At 71.3% G+C, this 19319-nt stretch carries 20 protein-coding genes; 9 read left to right on the forward strand and 11 right to left on the reverse strand.

What is annotated here, in order from left to right:
* Together Q9G87_RS26375 and Q9G87_RS26380 are read right to left on the reverse strand one after the other, a co-directional pair.
* Nucleotides 1-1455 (reverse strand): flavin-containing monooxygenase, encoded by a 1455-nt coding sequence (locus tag Q9G87_RS26375; protein ID WP_305919152.1) that lies wholly within the window; start codon nucleotides 1453-1455, stop codon nucleotides 1-3.
* A gap of 98 nt (nucleotides 1456-1553) precedes the next feature.
* Nucleotides 1554-1727 carry a hypothetical protein gene (locus tag Q9G87_RS26380; protein ID WP_305919153.1) on the reverse strand — a complete coding sequence of 58 codons (174 nt, stop codon included), beginning with the start codon at nucleotides 1725-1727 and terminating at the stop codon, nucleotides 1554-1556.
* A gap of 105 nt (nucleotides 1728-1832) precedes the next feature.
* Here Q9G87_RS26380 and Q9G87_RS26385 point away from each other — a divergent pair, with 105 nt between their 5' ends.
* Both Q9G87_RS26385 and Q9G87_RS26390 read left to right on the forward strand, forming a co-directional pair.
* Entirely contained in the window at nucleotides 1833-2615 is a 783-nt protein-coding gene (locus Q9G87_RS26385; RefSeq protein ID WP_305919154.1) for an SURF1 family protein, read from the forward strand.
* 3 nt (nucleotides 2616-2618) lie between these two features.
* Nucleotides 2619-2930: a DUF3817 domain-containing protein gene (locus Q9G87_RS26390; protein WP_305919155.1), complete on the forward strand. Its 312-nt coding sequence runs from the start codon at nucleotides 2619-2621 to the stop codon at nucleotides 2928-2930.
* A gap of 22 nt (nucleotides 2931-2952) precedes the next feature.
* Here the strand turns inward: Q9G87_RS26390 and Q9G87_RS26395 are convergent, their stop codons facing one another.
* The 3 genes from Q9G87_RS26395 to Q9G87_RS26405 form a co-directional block, all read right to left on the reverse strand.
* A complete protein-coding gene (locus Q9G87_RS26395; RefSeq protein WP_305919156.1) occupies nucleotides 2953-3144 on the reverse strand; it encodes a hypothetical protein in 192 nt (63 codons plus the stop codon).
* Between the two features lie 116 nt (nucleotides 3145-3260).
* A complete protein-coding gene (locus Q9G87_RS26400) occupies nucleotides 3261-4328 on the reverse strand; it encodes a protein kinase domain-containing protein (protein ID WP_305919157.1) in 1068 nt (355 codons plus the stop codon).
* Between the two features lie 39 nt (nucleotides 4329-4367).
* A complete protein-coding gene (locus Q9G87_RS26405) occupies nucleotides 4368-5246 on the reverse strand; it encodes an arylamine N-acetyltransferase family protein (protein ID WP_305919158.1) in 879 nt (292 codons plus the stop codon).
* Nucleotides 5247-5318: 72 nt separating this feature from the next.
* Between Q9G87_RS26405 and Q9G87_RS26410 the strand changes: the two genes are divergently transcribed.
* The 6 genes from Q9G87_RS26410 to Q9G87_RS26435 all read left to right on the forward strand — a co-directional run bounded on the left by Q9G87_RS26410 (nucleotide 5319) and on the right by Q9G87_RS26435 (nucleotide 14102).
* Nucleotides 5319-6002 carry a response regulator transcription factor gene (locus Q9G87_RS26410; protein ID WP_305919159.1) on the forward strand — a complete coding sequence of 228 codons (684 nt, stop codon included), beginning with the start codon at nucleotides 5319-5321 and terminating at the stop codon, nucleotides 6000-6002.
* Nucleotides 5999-9655: a DUF4153 domain-containing protein gene (locus tag Q9G87_RS26415; RefSeq protein ID WP_305919160.1), complete on the forward strand. Its 3657-nt coding sequence runs from the start codon at nucleotides 5999-6001 to the stop codon at nucleotides 9653-9655. Before Q9G87_RS26410 ends, Q9G87_RS26415 begins: the two co-directional genes overlap by 4 nt.
* A gap of 8 nt (nucleotides 9656-9663) precedes the next feature.
* On the forward strand, nucleotides 9664-11226 hold the full coding sequence (locus Q9G87_RS26420) for an N-acyl-D-amino-acid deacylase family protein (protein WP_305919161.1): 1563 nt from the start codon (nucleotides 9664-9666) through the stop codon (nucleotides 11224-11226).
* Nucleotides 11227-11380: 154 nt separating this feature from the next.
* Nucleotides 11381-12487 (forward strand): alanine racemase, encoded by a 1107-nt coding sequence (locus Q9G87_RS26425; RefSeq protein ID WP_305919162.1) that lies wholly within the window; start codon nucleotides 11381-11383, stop codon nucleotides 12485-12487.
* A gap of 28 nt (nucleotides 12488-12515) precedes the next feature.
* Nucleotides 12516-12896 carry a RidA family protein gene (locus Q9G87_RS26430; RefSeq protein ID WP_305919163.1) on the forward strand — a complete coding sequence of 127 codons (381 nt, stop codon included), beginning with the start codon at nucleotides 12516-12518 and terminating at the stop codon, nucleotides 12894-12896.
* Nucleotides 12897-12905: 9 nt separating this feature from the next.
* Entirely contained in the window at nucleotides 12906-14102 is a 1197-nt protein-coding gene (locus tag Q9G87_RS26435; RefSeq protein ID WP_305919164.1) for a hypothetical protein, read from the forward strand.
* Nucleotides 14103-14108: 6 nt separating this feature from the next.
* Here the strand turns inward: Q9G87_RS26435 and Q9G87_RS26440 are convergent, their stop codons facing one another.
* Genes Q9G87_RS26440 through Q9G87_RS26455 form a run of 4 tightly spaced genes read right to left on the reverse strand, consistent with a single transcriptional unit; the run spans nucleotide 14109 to nucleotide 15965 of the window.
* Nucleotides 14109-14489 (reverse strand): VOC family protein, encoded by a 381-nt coding sequence (locus Q9G87_RS26440; protein WP_305919165.1) that lies wholly within the window; start codon nucleotides 14487-14489, stop codon nucleotides 14109-14111.
* The gene (locus tag Q9G87_RS26445; RefSeq protein ID WP_305919166.1) at nucleotides 14473-15237 is read right to left on the reverse strand and encodes a class I SAM-dependent methyltransferase; all 765 of its coding nucleotides are present in this window, start codon (nucleotides 15235-15237) and stop codon (nucleotides 14473-14475) included. The genes Q9G87_RS26440 and Q9G87_RS26445 overlap by 17 nt, the downstream gene beginning before the upstream one ends.
* A 47-nt stretch (nucleotides 15238-15284) precedes the next feature.
* Nucleotides 15285-15752: a Clp protease N-terminal domain-containing protein gene (locus Q9G87_RS26450; protein ID WP_305919167.1), complete on the reverse strand. Its 468-nt coding sequence runs from the start codon at nucleotides 15750-15752 to the stop codon at nucleotides 15285-15287.
* A gap of 9 nt (nucleotides 15753-15761) precedes the next feature.
* Nucleotides 15762-15965 (reverse strand): hypothetical protein, encoded by a 204-nt coding sequence (locus Q9G87_RS26455; protein ID WP_371825826.1) that lies wholly within the window; start codon nucleotides 15963-15965, stop codon nucleotides 15762-15764.
* A 51-nt stretch (nucleotides 15966-16016) separates the two neighbouring features.
* On the opposite strand from Q9G87_RS26455, the gene Q9G87_RS26460 reads away from it, so the two are divergent.
* Nucleotides 16017-17495: an FAD-dependent monooxygenase gene (locus Q9G87_RS26460; protein ID WP_305919168.1), complete on the forward strand. Its 1479-nt coding sequence runs from the start codon at nucleotides 16017-16019 to the stop codon at nucleotides 17493-17495.
* On the opposite strand, the gene Q9G87_RS26465 is transcribed toward Q9G87_RS26460, so the two are convergent.
* Together Q9G87_RS26465 and Q9G87_RS26470 are read right to left on the reverse strand one after the other, a co-directional pair.
* A complete protein-coding gene (locus Q9G87_RS26465) occupies nucleotides 17476-18123 on the reverse strand; it encodes a response regulator (protein ID WP_305919169.1) in 648 nt (215 codons plus the stop codon). The genes Q9G87_RS26460 and Q9G87_RS26465 overlap by 20 nt on opposite strands.
* On the reverse strand, nucleotides 18120-19229 hold the full coding sequence (locus Q9G87_RS26470) for a sensor histidine kinase (RefSeq protein WP_305919170.1): 1110 nt from the start codon (nucleotides 19227-19229) through the stop codon (nucleotides 18120-18122). The genes Q9G87_RS26465 and Q9G87_RS26470 overlap by 4 nt, the downstream gene beginning before the upstream one ends.
* Nucleotides 19230-19319: the final 90 nt, after the last annotated feature.

The following is a 19319-nucleotide window of genomic DNA, read 5'->3' on the forward strand; positions in this document are numbered from 1 at the left end:
TCAGTAGATGAGCTCGTACGCGTCCGGCCGCACCCGCCTGGTACGCGCCCAATACTCGAACGTGAACCCCGGCCAGATCGTCCGGTTCGCTCCATGCTCGTCCAGATACCAGGAATGGCAGCCGCCCGCGTTCCACACCAGCGGGTCGAGCCGCGCGCGCAGCCGCCGGTTGAACGCCCGCTGCGCCTCGGGACGGACGTCGAGGGCCCTGGCCTGGGTCCTGGAGAGCAGGCGCAGGCATTCGACGACGTAGCGGACCTGCGATTCGATCATGAAGACGACGGAGGTGTGCCCGAGGCCGGTGTTCGGGCCGAGCAGGAAGAACAGGTTCGGGAAGCCGGCCGTGGCGATGCCGTAGTAGGCCTCGACGCCCTCCTTCCACGCCTCCTGGATCGTCAGCCCGCCGCGGCCGGCGATGCGCCGGTCGGCGAGCGCGTCCACCACCTTGAAACCCGTGCCATAGATGATCACGTCCACCTCGTGCTCGACGCCGGCGGCATCCACGATCGACCGCTCGCGGATCTCGGTGATCCCGTCGGTGACGAGTGAGACGTCGTCCCTGGTCAGGGCCGGGTAGTAGTCGCTGGAGACGAGGACGCGCTTGCAGCCGATCAGGTAGCCGGGCGTGAGGGCGCGGCGCAGCTCCGGGTCGGGGACCTGGGCGTCCAGGTGCCTGCGCGCCAGCCTCTCGTGGGGCTTCATCAGGCGCGGGTGCACGGCGAAGCCCAGGGCCCTGGTCTCCAGGGCCCAGTAGAGGGCGTTGCGCAGGGTCCTGGTCGCGCCGGGCAGGCGGAGGAGCCTGCGTGCGCCGGGCGAGAAGGCGAAGTCGGGCTTGGGGATGAGCCATGGGGGCGTGCGCTGGAAGACGGTCACGTGAGCGGCCGCCGGGGCGATCTGGGGGACGAACTGAACGGCGGACGCGCCGGTGCCGATGACGGCGACCCGCTTGCCGGTCAGGTCCGCCGAGTGGTCCCATTCGGCGGAGTGGAAGGCGGGACCGGCGAACGTCTCCCGTCCCACAATTTCGGGAAATTTTGGGATGTGGAGGGCGCCAATGGCGGAGACCACCGCGTTCGTCCGCAGGGTCTCACCGTCCTCGGTGGTGACCGACCAGGCACGGCGGTCGTCGTCATACTCGAGGGCGGCGACGTTCTTGCCGTACCGGATGTGCGGCGTCACGCCGTACTTGTCCGCACACGAGCGCAGGTAGGCCTGGATCTCCTCCCGTGGCGGGAACATCCGGGACCAGCCGGGGTTGAGCTCGAACGAGAAGGAGTAGAGGTGCGACGGCACGTCGCACGCGCAGCCGGGGTAGGTGTTGTCACGCCAGGTGCCGCCCAGCTCGGCGGCCTTCTCCAGGATGACGAAGTCGTGGTAGCCGGCTTCTTTCAGCTTGATGGCCATGCAGATCCCGGCGAAGCCGGAGCCGACGATCACTAACCCTGGGTCGCCCATGAGGAACCTCCTATTGGACTCATCGTCCAATGTAGGTCATGGGAGGCCACCACGAAAACCCGCCACGTCGTCGTGGCGGGTCGTCCTGGGCTCGGGGCCTACTGGAGGAGGAGGAAGGCGGCGACGCCGATGACCACGATCACCGCGACGATCGCGAGGATGGGCAGCAGGGGCGACTTCTTGGGCTTCGCCGCGGCCTCCTGCTCACGCGCGTGCGCGAACGCTCGGAAGGCCTGGGTGTTGCCCGCAGGGTCGATGTGCTGGTCAGACATGGCCAGCAGCTTAGCGTGATCGGCTGCGCCGTTTGTGCTGTTTGGCGGGATCTGTAGACAACCCCTGATGAGGGGACCACCCCATTCGGCGGATAGCTTTGAAGCATGCTCAGGACCCTTCTCTCACCCCGCGTCATGGGGTTGCACCTGCTCACGATCGGGGTCCTGATCGCATTCATCCTGCTGGGACGCTGGCAGCTCGGCGTTTTCCAAGATTCGGGAAAGCCTCAGGCCGCCGCGGACCCAGGGCCCGTCACGGTCGCCACGCTCGCTCCGGTGGGCGCGCAGATGAGCGGAGAGGCCGTCGGCCGCAGGGTCGCGGCGGAGGGCGTTTACGAGGCCGATCGCCAGCTGCTGGTGGCCGACCGGCGGGCCGACGTCGACGCCCCCGGCGGCAAGGCCTCGCAGGACGACGGCTACTGGGTGCTCACCCCGCTCAGGCTCGACGACGGCACGCTGATGCCGGTGGTGCGGGGTTGGGTGGCCACGAGCGACGATCCAGCGGTGTCGGCCGTCCCGCAGGGCAGGGTCGCGGTGGCCGGGCGGCTGCGGCCGCAGCAGGGCACCGACAGCGTGCAGCGGCGCTCCGAGGGCCTGCCGGCCGGTCAGGTCCAGACAGTGTCCACGGGCGAGCTGATCAACCTGTGGACCGGGCAGAAGGTACGCACCGGTTATGTGGTGGCGCAGCCGCCGTCCGGTTCGCTGACCCAGGTCAAGGTGGCGCCGCCAGAGGTCGGTGGCACGCTGACCTGGCGTAATCTGGCATATGCCGCTAACTGGTGGATCTTCGCCGGATTCGCCGTTTTCATGTGGTTCCACTTCGTCCGCGACGCCGTACGGGCGGATCGGGACCGCGCCAAGTCCCCTCAGATGGCTCTGGAAGGTTAAATCGTGGAATCGGCTCTGAAGCCCTTCCGGGTGCTCGCCTACGTGGTCGGCGTCATGCTGCTCGTGCTCTGCCTCGCCATGGTGCTGCGTTACGGTTTCGGCGACCCGGCCATGTCGAAGATCACCGCGCCGATCCACGGCGGGTTCTACATGATCTATCTGCTCGCGGTCATGAATCTGGGCATGAAGGCACGCTGGACGTGGCAATACATGCTCGGCGTCATGCTCGGCGGCACGGTGCCGTTCCTGTCGTTCTACATCGAGCGCAGGGTGACCCAGCGCGTGCAGTCGGCGCTGGCCGCGGCGGAGGCCTGAACGGCCCCCGCCGATCGGGGACTCAGCGGCCGATGCCGCGCTTGCGGACCCTCTTGAGCCGCTCGCGCTGCGACGGGTCGAGCATGAAATAGCCGACCACCGGGGCGGCGACCACACCGAGGACAACCAGTAGGGTGAGCCATCCGGGCAGGAAGATCAGCGAGAGCAGAACCGCGGCGCCGGCGCCTATGGCGTACTTCTGGACTGGCGACATACTCAACTTCCTCCGAGCTTCGTCCGAGCACGGAGCGCATGCCCCGCCTCTTCCACATTCTGCGTCGTGGATCCAACGAGTGAGCCCATTGTCTTGGTTCCCGTTCGCGATGTATCTCAATGACGCGCCACGGTGTGCAGATCCCGGCGCAGGTCGTCCAGGGACGGGCGGTCGGCCGGATTTCCCGACAACAGCCTGGCCAGGATCGGGGCCAGCGGGCCTGCCCTGCCCAGCGAGGCGCCCGGAGCGGGCGGCGTGCCCTCGACGGCGGCGAAGAGCGTGGCCCCGAGCGACCACAGGTCGGCCGCCGGACTCTGCCCGCCCTCGGGAGCCGTGTAGGCGGGCAGGGTGCCCGAACGCAGCGACGGGAGCAGGGTCGCCCGGCCGTGCGCGTCCATGAGAACGTTCCCGGGTTGCACCCCGCCGTGGATCCCTCGCTCGAGCCGGTCCAGCGCGGCCAGCCCGATCGCGGCGACCTCGGCGGGCGGCAGCGGCCCCAGAGACTCGATGAGCGAATCCAGCGGCTGGTCCAGGGCCAGCCGTTCGAGCGTGTCGCGGATCACCTCGACCGGTGGCGGTCCCGTGGGGTGCAGCGTCGCCCTGATCAGCGACCTGAGCGGGTCCGGGCCCTCGGCAGGCGCCTGGCCCGGCGGCCTGCCCTCGATCGCGAAGTGCAGCGTGGCACCCAGCGACCACAGGTCCGCCGACGGCCACGTGCTGCGGCTCGGCAGCCCGAACCCGGTCAGCACCGCCCGGCCCGTCCTGGTGAGCAGCACGTTGCCGGGCTCGACGTGCCCGTGCACGATCGCCGCCGCGTGCGCGGCCGTGAGCGCGGACAACACGCCGACGCCGACCCTGGCCGCCTGCATGACAGGGAGAGGGCGGCGCGAGCGCACGGTCTGCTCCAGCGACGACCCCGAGACGAACTCCATGATCAGCCACGGCGTATCGTCCTCGACCACCACGTCGAGCACCCGCACGATCGAGCCGTGCCGGAGCGCCATCGCCCGGCGCGCCCGGTGCAGCGCCGCGTCACGCAGCTCGGGCTGGATCCGCAGCTGCCTGACCGCGACGTCACGGTGCCCCTGCTCGTCGAAGGCCAGGCGCACAGAGCCCGCGCCCAGGGGGTTGAGCAGCCGGTATCGACCGGCTAGCTTCCTGGTCTCTCCCATTTCGAGGTGCACGATAGCCTCCGTCCGCACCCCGTGGCCATCACGCCCTGTTCACGGCCTCACTTCGTGAGGCGGGTTCGGTACGCCGCCGGCCATCCAGGCTTCGTGCGCGTCGTGCAATCTACGCCAGAGCTTGTCCTTCTCCTCGGCGCTCACGTCGTCCAGCGGCAATGAGAACACATCCGCCAGCGCCGCGTAATAGTCGCGTGCCGTGCTCAGAGTGACCGCGTTGGCGCCGACGCCGATGCGGGACAGGACGAGCCCGCGCAGGCTGTCCACACCCCAGGCGTCCCGCCGCTGGACCGCGGCCACGCGGACGAAGCCGGACGTCGGAGACGTGGTCAGATGGCGGTGCATCTCCACGAACGCGGACATGTCCGTGGGGGCCGCATCGAAATCCATGCCTTGGAACGAACCACTCGGATCGTGGTCGAACCGCCAGCCGCCGGGCGCGATCTCCGACGGGCGCAGGACGTACTCGAAGGGTCCTTGCCGGTACGTGCCCGCGACCAGCGGCAGCGGCTCGTGCAGCGCGTCACCGAGACCGAGGTCCACCAGCCACTCGCCGCCAGGATTGTCATCCGACGGCAGGCCGCGCACAGTCAGCACCAGGTGGTTGGCGTCGAGGTTGGCCTCGCCGCCGCGGGGCTGCACGCCGCCGACGTGCCTGGTCACGTCGTAGCCGAGCGCCATGGCGAGCGCGGAGAAGGCGCCGTTGAGGTGGAAGCAGTAGCCGCCCCGGCCCCGGATGATCCGCTCGGCGGATTCGAGGGGATCGACGGTGGTGGGGCGGCCCAGCCAGATCTCCAAGGCCTCGTAGGAGACCTTCTCGATGTGCGCGACGTGCAGCGCGCGCAGACTCTCAGCGCTGACAGGGGCGTTGAGGAGATGGGGCAGACCGATGCGGCGGAGGTACCCGGCAGTGTTCACCCGCCAAGTCTGCACCGTTTATGCACGCTAAGGAGGTAGTCGCCTGCACAGGGCGCTTCTAGGCTTTCGTACGTGGCAGAGCAGCGACGCATCCTCGTGGTCGAGGACGATGAGACGATCGCACTGGCCGTACGGAATCGGCTGGCCGCCGAGGGCTTCGACGTCAGGGTGGCCGGCGATGGGCAGGACGCCCTCGTCCAGTACGGCAAGGCGGATCCCGACCTGGTGATCCTTGACCGGCTGCTGCCGGGCATCGACGGGCTGGAGGTGTGCCGCCGGATGCAGGCGGCCAGGCCGGTGCCGGTGCTCATGCTGACCGCGCTCGGTGAGGAGACCGACGTGCTGGTCGGCTTGGGGGTGGGCGCGGACGACTACCTGGCCAAGCCGTTCAGCATGCGCGAGTTGGTGGCCCGGATCCACGCGTTGCTGCGCAGGGTGGAGCGGGCGGCCCAACTCGCCGTCGAGGACACCGTGATCAGGGTGGGCGATGTGGAGATCGACACCGCGGCCCGCCGCGTGTTCGTGCGCGGGCTCGAGGCGCAGCTCACCAGGACCGAGTTCGACCTGCTGCGCCGTCTGGCCGAACGGCCCGGGCAGGTCTTCGAGCGCGACCGGCTGTTGTGCGACGTGTGGGGCTTCTCCGAGGCCGCCGCGACCAGGACCGTGGACAGCCACGTCCGGGCGTTACGCCGCAAGCTGGGCTCCGACGTGGTGCGGACCGTGCACGGCGTCGGCTACGCGCTGGTGCGGCAATGAGGCCGTTGGACTTCCTCGGCCGGATCAAGGTCAAGCTCGGCATCGTGATCGTGCTGGCCGTGGGGACGGCCTTCATCGTCAACGAGGTCGGTCTCAACTCCGGGTTGTCCCGCGAGGTACGCATCGCGGTCGCCGTCGTCCTGGCGTTGATCATGGTGCAGGTCCTGGCCATGGGAATGACCAAGCCGCTGCGCCAGATGGCCAGCGCCGCGCAGACGATCGCCAAGGGCCGCTACGGGCTGCGGGTCACCGCCACCTCGCGGGACGAGGTGGGCGAGCTGGCCAGGGCGTTCAACGCGATGGCGGCCGACCTCGGCGAGGTGGACAGGCAGCGCCGCGAGCTCGTCGCGAACGTCAGCCACGAGCTGCGCACCCCGATCACGGGGCTGCGGGCCGTGCTGGAAAACGTCGTGGACGGCGTCTCGGCGCCCGACCCCGTCACCATGCGGACCGCGCTCGCCCAGACCGAGCGCCTCGGGCGGCTCGTGGCGCAGCTGCTGGACCTGTCGCGGCTGGACTCGGGGGCACGGCTCATGGAGCCCGAGGCCATCGAGCTGGCGCCGCTGATCGAGCAGGCCGTGCGCGAGGCTGCCATGGCCCGCGAGGATGTCGTGATCCGGGCCCAGGCGCCGGGCGATCTGGCGCTGAGGGCCGACCCCGACCTGCTCGCGCAGGTCCTCGCGAACCTCCTCGACAACGCGGTACGGCACAGCCCCCTGAACGGGGTGGTGACCGTGAGCGGGGCGGCGGAAGGGGCCGGCGTGCGAGTGGTCGTCGCCGACCTGGGGCCGGGGATCCCGGCCTCGGCCAGAGGGCGGGTCTTCGAGCGCTTCTCCCGGCTGGACGCGGGGCGGGCGGCCGACTCCGGGGGCGCGGGGCTGGGGCTGGCCATTGTGAAGGAGATCGTCGAACTGCACGGGGGTTCCATTCGCATCGACGATGGTGCGGGGTGCCGCATGGTCGTCGATTTACCAGGGAGGACGACGATGGCTGACGCGCCGTTAGAGGCGGAACAGCAGGCGGCGCTGGACACGCGGCCGGATCCGGCCGCCGTACCCGCCGAGGGGGGCGTCGTGACAGGGGTCGGTGCTTCGGTGACCGGCCGCTTCGCGACCGCACCCGGCCCGATGACCGCGGGGGCTGATCCGGACGGGCTTGTGGTGGCAGGCGCCGGGCCTGCCGGCGACGGCACCGTCGCGCGTGCCGACAGCCACCCGGCGACCGCCGGCGGCGCTCCGTTCGACAGCGAGGCCGCGATCGCGGCCGGCGCCGCGAACGACGGGCGTCCTGCGAACGTCGCAGGCGCCTCGACCGCCGGCGGGAACACCCCAAGCGACGGTCGCGCCGTGGCGGGCACCGGTGCCGGGGTGGGCGCCGGTGCCGGGGTGGGCGCCGGTGCGCTGGCAGGCGGCAGTGCCCTGGCGGGCGGCAGTGCCCCGATGGGCGTTGGTGCCGTGGCGGGCGGCAGAGCCGTAGCGGGCAGCGGTGCCGTGGCGGCGGTGCCGGGTGCACTCGCTGGAGCGGCGCTGGGTGCACCGAGTCCGCCGTCGCCGGGCAGCGCGTTGGCCAGGATGATCGGTGGTGGCGTGGTCGGGGTGCTGATCGGCTTCCTGGTCGGCATGTTCGCCGCCGTGCTGGTCAGCATGACCGCCGGGGATGCGATGGCGTTGGTCACGCTCGTCATGAGCACCGCGGTCATGGGGGCGATCGGCGCGTCCATGGGCGTCGGCTCGGCCCGCCGGGCGGCGGCCACGGCCTACCAGTCGGCGTACCATGCGGCCACCCATTCCATGGCGCAGGCAGGCCAGGCAGGAGTGCAGCCCGCAGCCGCGGCAGCGGCACAGTCCATGGGCCAGGCGGCATCGCAGCCCGCAGCCGCAGGCCAGGCATGGGCGCAGCACGCAGTCCTAGCGGCGGCGCAGACCACAGGCCAGGCAGGGACGCAGCCCGCAGCCCCGGCGGCACCGCCGGCCGCAGGCCAGGCGCGATCGCAGCACGCAGCCCCGGCACCGGCGCAGGCCGCAGGCCAGACAGGAGTACAGCCCGCAACGGCGGCGCAGGCCACAGGCCAGGCATGGGCACAGGCCGGAGGCCAGGCGGTAGGCAGGGTGGCCGGTCCGCCCGGGACCCCGATGGGAGGGCGGTTGGTGCCGCAGGCAGGAGGGCAGGCGCCACCGCCGCCGTATGTGCCGCCGCCGTTGTTCCCGAGGCCTGAGTTGCCCGAGACACCCCGATGGTTGTTGCCCGCCGCCGCAGGAGCAGGCGTGTTCGCGGCGGTGGCGTTGCCCGAGGCGCAGGTCGGGCTGGGCATCGTGCTGGTGTCCATGGTGCTGGGCGCGGCGGCGCTGCCGGCGGTGGCGCGGCGGATGACGCCGTGGACGGTGGCGTTCGGACTGACGGCGTACTGGCTGATCGCCATGGCGGCGGTGCGCGACGCCGACTGGCTGGTGGCGATTCTGCTCGTGGCGGGAGCCGGGCTGGGTGCGCTGGCCGTGTCGGGGGCGGGCGCCGGGTGGCTGGGCGTGATCAGGGGCGGCGTGTCCGTTCTGCTGGCGCTGGGCCCGGTGCCGTGGTTCCTGGCCGTCCCGTTGAAGAAGCTGACGGCCAGGCGGCGCGTCATGCCGATGCTCGCCGCACTCGGCATCACGGCGGTGCTGCTGCTGGTGTTCGGGCTGCTGTTCAGCTCGGCGGACGCGGTGTTCGCCTCCTACGTGGAGCGACTGACCACCGCACCCGCCTGGGCGGAATCGGCGCCGATGCGGATCTTCCTGTTCGGCGTCTTCGCTGTGGTGCTGGCGGCCGTGGTGCTGGTCGCGCTCCGGCCGGTGGTCGACCCCGTCGGCCCGGACACCAAGTTCACAGTGAGCAAGAGTGTCTGGGTCATCCCGCTCACGGCGGTGAACCTGCTGTTCGCGTCGTTCGTAGCCGTGCAGATCACGGCGCTGTTCGGCGGCAACACGTGGGTGCTGAAGACGGCGGGGCTGACCTATGCGGAGTACGCCAGGGAGGGGTTCTTCCAGCTCGTGGTGGTCAGCGTGTTCGTGCTCGGCATGGTCGCGGTGGCCGGCGGGCTGCTCAAGACCGAACGCCGCGAGCGCTGGGTGCTGGCCTGCCTGCTGGGCGTGCTCTGCGGGCTGACAATGGTCGTGCTGGCCTCGGCCCTGCACCGGATGAACCTCTATACCGAGGCCTACGGCCTGTCCAGGCTGCGGATCACGGTGCAGGCCACGGTCTGGTGGCTCGGCACGGTGTTCGCGCTGGTGCTGCTGGCCGGGGCGGTACGGCTCGGGGGCCGCGGCTCCGGCTGGCTGCCGCGGACGATCGTCCTGATCACCGGCATCGGCCTGGGCGCGTTCGCGATCGTGAACCCCGACCTGCGGGTCGCGTACACGCAGGTGGAGGTGCGCGGCGTCGCCAAGATGGACTCCGACTACCTGGGGGACCTCGGCGCGGAGGCGGTGCCGGCCCTGGACCGGCTGCCGGAGCCGCAGCGCAGCTGCGTGCTGGCCGACGTCGTCAGGGCCAACGGGCTGGATCGGCCCGACCCGTGGAACGGCTGGAACATGGCCCGCGCCGAGGCGCGCGACCTGCTGGCCGTAAAACCGATCGACAAGTCGGCCGTCTGCGCGGAGGTGTCGTCGCGCTCTGATTGAATCCTGAGGTGAGGTTCGACGTAGTCATCAGCGGTGGGCGGGTGCTCGACGGCACGGGCGCCCCGCCGCACCGGGTGGACGTGGCGATCGACGGCGATCGGATCGCGGCGGTCGGCCGGCTGGACGGCGCGCAGGCGGAGACCGTGATCGACGCCGCGGGGCGGTTCGTCGCGCCTGGCTTCGTGGACTGCCACGCCCACGGCGACGCAGCCGTCTTCGACCCGGCGGTGCAGCAGGCGGCGCTGCGACAGGGGGTGACGACGTTCGTGCTGGGGCAGGACGGGTTGTCCTTCGCGCCCGGGTCCGCCGAGACCGTCGCTTACGCCTCACGCTACTTCGCCGCCGTCAACGGCCCGCCGGCCAAGAGCGCCCCCTCCGGGGAGCACGTGCCGCCGTTCGAGGGATCCCTCTCCGTCGGCGAGTTGCTCGCCTCCTACGATCGCGCGGTGCCGCTCAACACCGCATACCTGCTCCCCCACGGCACCATCCGCTACGACGTCATGGGCCCGTCCCCGGATCCGGCCACGCCGGACGACCTGGCGAAGATGCTGCGGCTCGTCGAGCGCGGCCTGTCGGAGGGCGCGGCCGGGCTGTCGAGCGGACTCGAATACCTGCCGGGCCGATATGCCACCGCCGAGGAGCTGGCCACGTTGTGCGAGCCGCTCGGCGCTCTCCCCTATGTCACCCACATGCGGGCCTACGGCGCCAGGGCCGGCGTGGGCATGGCCGAGGTCGTCGAGATCGCCGGCCGTTCCGGCGCCGCCGCGCACGTCTCCCACCTGCACGGGCCCGCCGACGTGCTGCTGCCGCTGGTCGAGGACGCGCTGGCCAAGGACGTCGATTTGACCTTCGACACCTACCCCTACCTGCGGGGCAACACGATCCTGGCGATGTACGCACTGCCGCCGTCCGTGCCGGGCGCCGAGCCGGACCGCGCGCTGGAGATGATCGCCTCCGGGGAGTTGGACGGTTGGTGGGCGACGCTGGCCGAGTCGTGGCCACGGCTGACCATCTCGCATGCCCCCGGCATGGAGTGGAGCGAGGGTCTGACCATGGTGGCGGCGGCCGAGCGGGCCGGAGTCGAGCCGGGCGAGCTCTGCCGCCGCCTCCTGACGGAGACGCGCCTGGAGGCGGGGGTGGTGTTCGCCCGCCCCGACGAGGGACCCGAAGGCGAGGAGTCCGTACGCCGAATGTTGCGCCACCCCTCGCACACCGGCGGCTCCGACGGCATCTACGTGGGCGGGCATCCGCATCCGCGGGGCTACGGGGCGTTCGCCAGGTTCCTCGGGCGGCATGTCAGGGAGCTGGAGGACTGGACGTGGGAGCAGGCCGTCGTGCACCTGGCCTCGCATCCGGCCCGGCGGTTCGGGCTGGCGGAGCGGGGGCTGGTGCGGGCGGGGTTCGCGGCCGACGTGGTGGTGTTCGACCCGGCCGCGGTCGGGGACCGGGCGACGTACGCGGCGCCGCGCATGCTCGCGACCGGCATCGACGACGTGCTTGTGTCGGGCGTGCGCGTGCTGGCCGGGGGCGAGCTCACCGGTGCCACCCCCGGACGCGCGCTCCGTTCCTGACCGCCGGTGCCCGGGCGAGGGCTGACCGCCGGCGCCCGGGCGAGGGCTGACCGCCGGCGCCCGGGCGAGGGCTGCGCTCGTGGACCTTGGGACGTGGGCGTGGGATCCGTTCCTGGTCATTGGGATAGGGTCGGACCGGGATGAAGGGGGTGCTGTGCAGTCCGTCCTCGAGCAGGCCATCCTCCAACAGGCCGACCGGAGACTGTCGATCTTCGACGGCGGGCTCGGCTTCCCGCTGATGGTGGTGCATCGGGACGCGCTGGAGCACAACGTCGCGACGATGGCGGCCTTCGCCGGTGACCACGGGCTGGAGCTGGCCCCGCACGCCAAGACGCACATGTCAGCCGAGATCGCCGCCCTGCAGCTCGCGGCGGGCGCCTGGGGGCTGAGCGTGGCGACGCCGCGGCAGGCCCAGATTGTCCGGGGGTTCGGGGTCGATCGCATCATGGTGGCCAACCAGGTCGTGGATCCGGCCGGGCTCGCCTGGGCGGCTGCCGAGCTGGAGCGGGATCCGGCGTTCGAGTTCCTGAGCTTCGCCGACTCCGTGGCCGGGGTGGACATCCTCGCCGGGCACGCCGGGGCGCGGCCATTCCGGGTGCTGGTGGAGCTCGGGCACGAGGGCGGGCGGGCGGGCTGCCGCACCCTCGAGGAGCTGCTGCGAGTGGCCGGGCACGTGCAGGAGACGCCCGGGGTGGAGCTGGCCGGGGTGGCCGGGTACGAGGGCGCGCTGAAGAGCACCGACGAGGTCCGGAAATATCTGGACTCCCTGCAGGAGGCCGTCGAATACGTCCGCGTCAAGAGCCCCATCCTCAGCGTGGGCGGCAGCCAGTGGTTCGACGTGATCGGGCGGGAGCTCGTCGCCGCCCAGGCCAGGATCCTGCTGCGCAGCGGCGCGTACGTCAGCCACGACGACGGCTACTACCGCGAGCGCACCCCGTTCAACCGCATCGACGGCGAGTTGCGCCCGGCACTGGAGGTGTGGGCGCATGTCTTGTCCACACCTGAGCCCGGGCTGGCGATCGTGGGCATGGGCAAGCGGGACGCGCCCTTCGACGAGGGGCTGCCGATCCCGCGCCGCGACGGCGTCACCGTCGTGCGGATGCAGGACCAGCACACGATCGTGCGGGCCGCCGGGCTCAAGCCCGGTGACCTGCTGGCTTTCGGCATCTCCCATCCCTGCACCGCCTTCGACAAGTGGCGCGTGCTTCCCCTGGTGGACCGGGACTACCGTGTCGTAGGCACGATAAAGACCAACTTCTAGGGAAAGACCAACTTCTCAGGGAGATCGCGTGAAAAAGGAGCTCCGGACGAGCGAGGGCGCCGCCCCCATCGGCGCATACTCGCAGGGCCTCGTGGTGGGCGATTTCGTCTACACCTCCGGCATGGGGCCGCTCGACCCGCAGACCGGCGAGATCGTCGGCGACGACGTGGCCGCCCAGACGCACCAGGTTATGCGCAATCTCGGCGCCATCCTCGCCGCGCACGGCCTCGGCTTCGATGACGTGATCAAGTCCACGGTCCACCTGCAGCACCTCAAGCGGGACTTCGCCGCCTACAACGAGGTGTACAAGTCCTATTTCAACGCGCCTTACCCCGTACGCACCACTGTGGGGTCCGAGCTGCTGGACATCCTCGTGGAGATCGACTTCGTCGCGCACAAGAGCGCATAAGGTCGGCTCGTGGACAGTTCGGTTTACGTCTTCGTCGAGGACCTGCGCGGCGAGGGCGTCGAGCGGGTGCTCGACAGGATCAGCGGGTACGGCGTGACCGGCATCACCGTCGGAGCCGTGCACCACGCCTCCCGCGACGTCACCCCGCACGGGCTGTCCAGGCTGACCGTCCGGCACGACGGGGCGCACTTCGCCCCGCCGGCCGATCTGTTCGCCGGGCTGCGGTTGGCGCCGGTGCCCGGCTATCTGGAGGCGTTCGACGGGCTTCGGGAGGCCTGTGCGAAACGGTCCATGAAGCTCCACGGATGGACGGTGTTCCTGCGCAACGCCACGATCGGCATGGAGCATCCGGACGTGACCGTACGCGACTGCTTCGGCGACCGCGGCTCCCCCACCGACCTGTGCCCGGCCCATCCGGACGTGCGCGACTACGCCGTCGCGCTGGCCAGGGCGGTGGCCAGGCTGGGGGTCGACAGCGTGGTGGCCGAGTCGCTGCACTTCCGGCCACTGAAGGCACAGCGGTCGTTCGTGCCGCTCGGGCCGATGGACGCCTACCTGTTCGGGCTCTGCTTCTGCGACTACTGCATGCGGCGGGCCACCGACCTGGGCGTGCGGGCCGAGATGGCGCGGGAGGAGTGCGCCGGGATCGTGGGGCGGGTGTTCGACGGCGACCCGCCCGCGCAGGGCGAGGTGACCAGGGCGGCGCTGACCGCGTACGCGGGGCCCGACGTCGTGGCCTACGCCAGAGCCCGGTCCGAGACCGTCACGACGCTGGTGTCGGAGGTGGCGTCCGCGGTCGCCGAGGAGGGCTCCAAGCTGGTGTTCGTGGATTCGACGGGCGCGGTCAAGGGGTATGCCGACGGGTTGCCCACGCCCGGCCTCGCGGCGCACGACGCCTGGCAGTTCGGGGTCGATCTGGTGGCTCTGGGGGACCTCGTGCCGGCGTTCGGGGTGCTGGCGTACGCGCGGGACGCGGCGCGGGTGGCCGACGACGTGGGCGCCTATCTGCGGTCCGTGGGCAAGGACCGGGAGGTGCGGGCGGTGTTGCGGCCGGGCCATCCCGACAGCGATTCCGCCGACCGGCTGGTGGCCAAGGCCCGCGGGGCGAAGGCCGCCGGGGCGCAGGCGGTGGACTTCTACGCGTACGGGCTGGTGCCGCACCCGGTGCTCGACCGCATCCCGGCCGCCCTATCCGAAGCTGTGTGACTCCCCTTAGGCGGTGCTGAACAGGCAGAACTCGTTGCCCTCGGGGTCGGCCAGCGTCACCCAGTCGTCGTGCGTGGCCTGCAGGGTGGCGCCCAGCGCGGTCAACCGGGCCAGCTCGGCGTCGGGGTCGGTGCTCTCCAGGTCCACGTGAACGCGGTTCTTGACGATCTTGCGTTCGGGGACGCGCTGGAACCACAGCCGCGGTGGCCCGCCCTCCACAAGCACCGTCGGATCGTCCTCCGGATCGTTGATACCTTCGGCACGCAGCCGCGCCAGCTCGGCCTCGTCGTAGGGGGCGATGGCGTAGCCGTCCAGCGCGGCGGCCCAGAACCTGGCCAGCGAGGCCGGGTGCCGGCAGTCGATCACGATGTCACGCAGCCTGGCCACCGGGCCGCCTCGCCTCGATGAGGAACCGGCTGGAGTGCGCCACGAACGGCCCCTCGGCCTCGATGCGCTCGTGCAACGCCCGCACCTTGTCGCGGTGCCGCTCCACGGAGAACCCCGGCACGATCCAGATCACCTTGCGCAGGAAGTAGATCACCGCGCCGATGTCGCGGAACTCCATCCGCAACCGCTCATACCTCAGGTCCACGACCTCCAGCCCGGCGGACTCGGCCTCCGCCCTGGCTCGCTCGGGGTCGCGGCCCGAGCCGTCGTGGGGCCCGAGGAAGTGGTCCGTGAGCTCAGCCACGCTCCACGGCCCGATCTGCTGGGAGAAGTAGGACCCACCGGGCCGCAACACCCTGGCGATCTCCGCCCACCACGTCGTCACCGGGTGGCGGCTGCTGACCAGGTCGAAGGCCCCGTCGCGGAACGGCAGGCGCGGCTCCTCGTCGTCGGCCACCACCCACGCCCCGCGCGGGCGCAGCCGGGCGGCGGCGAGATGGAGGTTGGGCGGCCACGATTCGGTGGCCACGGTCACCGGCGGCAGGGTGGGCAGGCCCGCGATGATCTCGCCGCCGCCGGTCTGGATGTCGAGTGCCGCTCGCGCCCCCGCCATCCGCTCGCCGAGCAGGCGCGCGTAGCCCCACGAGGGCCGCTCCTCGCTGGCCCGGCCGTCGAGCCAGGAGAAGTCCCAGCCGTCCACGGAGACCGTGCTCGCCTCCCGGACAAGGTCCTCGTACGTGCTATGCATGGTTTGACCTTGTCAGCGGCCCGGCCCGGCGTTCAACCAAATTACGGTCACGCCGCGGACCCCTCCCAGCGAGCGCCTACGGCCGCGCGGTCGATCCGGAGCTGGTCGACGAGCTGGGCGACGGGGTCGGGTCGCCGCTGCGCCAGCAGGGTGAGGGCGAGCTGCCGGGGCGCCTCCTTGGCCCTGTTCCTCGCCGTTGTGGCCTTGATGGCCTGGTTGATGGCCGCCCGGGCGCTGGAGGTGAGCGCCGTGGAGGGAACCCGGGGGTGCTTGCGCGGCACCGCCGGCAGGTCGCCGGCCTCGAGGCCGAGCATGCGCAGCGCCGCCTTGTCGAGGTCGTCGAGCGCCGCCCGGGCCCCCTCCAGGTCCACGCCCAGCGCCCGTGCCGCGTCCGGGTGGTGGAGGAGGCCGAGCAGCAGGTGCTCAGTGCCCAGTCGCCGGTCACCCCGCAGCCTGGCTTCCTCGAACGCGGCCGTGACGACCACATGGAACGGGGTCTTCTGTCTGCCGAACATCGCGAATCCTCACTTCCCGTACTTGGCGTGCACAGACTGCCGTGACATGCCGAGCGCGTCGCCTATCTGCTCCCAGGTCCAGCCCTGCTCCCTGGCGAGCGCCACCGACACCGCCTCGACCTGCTCGGCCAGCCGGTGCAGCGCGCCCACCGCCCGCAGACCCATGGCGGGGTCGCCGGACCTGATCCGCTCGGAGAGCTCTGTAACGTCCACGCTGTCAGGCTAGCTTGACAGCCGCAGATTTGTCAATCTAGCCTGACAGGCATGGATGACGTGTTGATCGTAGGGGCGGGACCCGTCGGCCTCATGCTCGCGTGCGAGCTGGGCCTGTCGGGAGTCCGCCCGATCGTGCTGGAGAAAAGGACCGAGCCGAGCGAGCAGCCCAGGGCCAACGGCCTGGGTGGGCAGATCATCGAGCTGCTCGACCACCGCGGCCTGCTGGAGCGTTTCAGCGAGGGCAGCCCGTTCGCGGGCCGGGCGCCGGGGTTCCCGTTCGGCTCGGTGCCGCTGCGCTTCGATGGGCTGGACGACATCCCCCTACGCCTGCTGCTGATCCAGCAGCCGCGCATAGAGCGGCTGCTGACCGAACGGGCGATCGAGCTCGGGGCCGAGATCAGGCGAGGGTGCGAGGTGGTGTCCCTCGCCCAGGACGCCGAGGGCGTGACGCTCGGCCTGGCGGACGGCCAGGTGCGGCGCGCCCGCTACGTCGTGGGCTGCGACGGCGGTCGCAGCCTCGTGCGTGAACTGGCTGGGATCGATTTTCCCGGCACCACCGACGACCACGTGCTGCGGCTGGGCCACTTCAGTACGGATGGCGTCGCCGATCCCTTCAAGCCCCTGGAGCTGGCCGGGCTGGAACCGGGCTGGAACCGGACGCCGCGCGGCCGCGTCCTGCTCACCTCGCTCCAGCACGGCGTGCTGATCGCCGGCGTCCGGGAGAAAGGGGAGCCTCAGGACGGGCCCGTGACGATCGAGGACTTCCACGCGGCGGTGCGCCGCGTCCTTGGCCGCGACCTGCCCTTGGGGGAGCCGATCTGGTTGTCGAGCACGGCCGCGCAGGCCAGGCTGGCCGGGCGGTACCAGGCCGGGCGGGTGTTCCTGGCGGGGGACGCCGCGCACCTGTTCCCCGCGGGCGGCTCGGCGCTCAACGTCGGCATGACCGACGCGGCCAATCTGGGCTGGAAGCTGGCCGCCGCGCTCCACGGCCGCGCCCCGGAAGGACTGCTCGGCACGTACGAGGCCGAGCGCCGCCCGGCCGCCGAGCGAGCCCTCGTCCAGACCCGTGCGCAGGCGGCCCTGGACCGCCTGGACGACGAGGACGGGGCCGCACTGCGTGAGCTGCTCGCCGAGGTGTTCGCGTACGAGCAGCCGGCCCGCCACCTGGCCACGCTCCTGCACGGCTCCGACGTCCGCTACGGCTCCGCGCCGCATCCGCTGGTCGGCCACTTCGTCCCTGACCTGGCCCTGAAGGACGGCCGCCGGGTGGCCGAGCTGATGCGCGCGGGCCGGCCGGTGCTGCTCGACCTCGGCGGCGGGGCCGAGCTCGACGGCGCCGCGCTCGACGGCAGCGAGCTCGGCGGCCGCGCCGAGGTCGGCGGCGGCTGGATCGACGTGGTCAGCGCACGTGCCGACGATCCGCCCGCCGACGCGCTGCTGATCCGTCCCGACGGCTACGTGGCCTGGGCAGGCGCGGCCGGCATGCCGGAAGCGGTGTCCGCATGGTTCACACCCAGCCCGGCTTGACCAGCCCCGACTCATAGGCGATCACGACCAGCTGGGCCCGATCCCGAGCGTGCAGCTTCATCATCGCCCGGGACACGTGGGTCTTCGCGGTGGCCGGCGACATGAAGAGCTTGGCGGCGATCTCGTCGTTGGTCATGCCGGTGCCGACCAGGGAGAGCACCTCACGCTCGCGCTCGGTGAGCTGATCGAGGCCGTCGGCGGCGATCGGCTCCTTGGCGCGCGAGGCGTACTCGGCGATCAGACGGCGGGTCACGCTCGGCGACAGCAGCGCCTCGCCGGCCGCGACCACCCGGACGGCCTGGATCAGCTCGGCCGGCTCGGTGTCCTTGACCAGGAAGCCGCTGGCGCCGCCGCGCAGCGCCTCGAAGACGTATTCGTCCAGCTCGAACGTCGTCAGGATGATGATGCGCGGCCCCTCGGGCATCTGGCGGGTCGCGGTCAGGCCGTCGGTGCCGGGCATGCGGATGTCCATGAGCACCACGTCGGGCCGGTTCTGGGCCGCCAGCCGCACCGCCTCCGCGCCGTCGGCGGCCTCGGCCACCACGGTCATGTCCGCCTGGGCGTCGAGCAGCGCCTTGAAGCCCGCCCGGACCAGCGCCTGGTCGTCGGCCAGCAGCAGCTTGATCATGAGGTCTCCTCGGGTAGGGGCAGCCGGGCCTCGACCTGGAAGCCCCCGCCTGACGGGCCTGCGACCAGCGTGCCGCCCAGCGCGGCGGCCCGCTCCCGCATGCCGGGAATGCCGTTGCCGCTGCCGGACTCGGACAGGACGGCAGGCGTGGTGGCGCCGGTGTCGGTCACGCGGATGACGAGCTCGCTCGAGCAGTATTCCAGCCGCACGGTCACCGCAGAGCCGGGGGCGTGGCGGGCGGCGTTGGTGAGCGACTCCTGCACGATCCGGTAGGCGGCCCGCTCCACCGAAGGCGGCAGGGGGCGTGAGCCGACCCGCTTGAGCGTCACCTCCAGGCCCGAGCGCTCGATCAGCTCGTCGAGCCGGTCGAGCCCGGCCGTGGGCGAGCGCGGGGCGCCCTCGCGCAACACGTTCAGCACCGAGCGCATCTCGCCCAGGACCTCCTTGGACGCGGTCTTGATGGTGGCCAGGGCCGTCCTGGCCTGTTCGGGATTGTCGTCGATGAGGTGCAGCGCGGTCGACGCCTGGACGTGGATGAGTGAGATGTTGTGCGCGAGTACGTCGTGCAGCTCCTGCGCCATGGTCAGCCGCTCCTCGCTGGCCTGCCGCCTGCTCTCCTCTTCGGCGGCGCGCTGCTGCTGGGCCCGTCGTTCGCGGGCGATCCTGACCAGTTCCGCCGCGACCATGGTGAGTAGGATGAATGAGGAAACCGCCAGGTCGTGGAAGAGCCCGCGCTGCGGCTGGAGGGTGACCCAGGAGTAGAGGATGAAGGCCGCGAGCGTGATCCCGGCCAGGATCCACGCCACCAGCCGATGGCGCCGCAGGACCAGCAGGAACAACATGACGATCGGCGCGACGAACACTCCGCCGTAGGGGTAACCGCCCCAGACGTAGACGTAGGTCGCCAGGAAGGTGACGACGGCCGTGCTGATCGGGAACTTCCGGTGCAGGACGATCATCAGTGGCCCGACCAGCAGCAGCCCGTAGGCGAACGGGTCGAGCGGCTCCCTGGACGTCTGCCCGCGCTGCGCACCCTGGGACAGCCCCACTTGGAACACGGCGGTGATCAGGGCGAAGTAAGGGGCGAAGCCGGACTTCGAGTGCACGCCTCAACGCTAGGTCACCACTCTGACCGGCGCATCACCCTCATGTCGCAGGGGGCCCTACCACGACAGGCGTACCTGGTAGATGGTGGA

It is taken from the genome of Nonomuraea turcica, from assembly GCF_030718205.1.
Lineage (GTDB): Bacteria > Actinomycetota > Actinomycetes > Streptosporangiales > Streptosporangiaceae > Nonomuraea.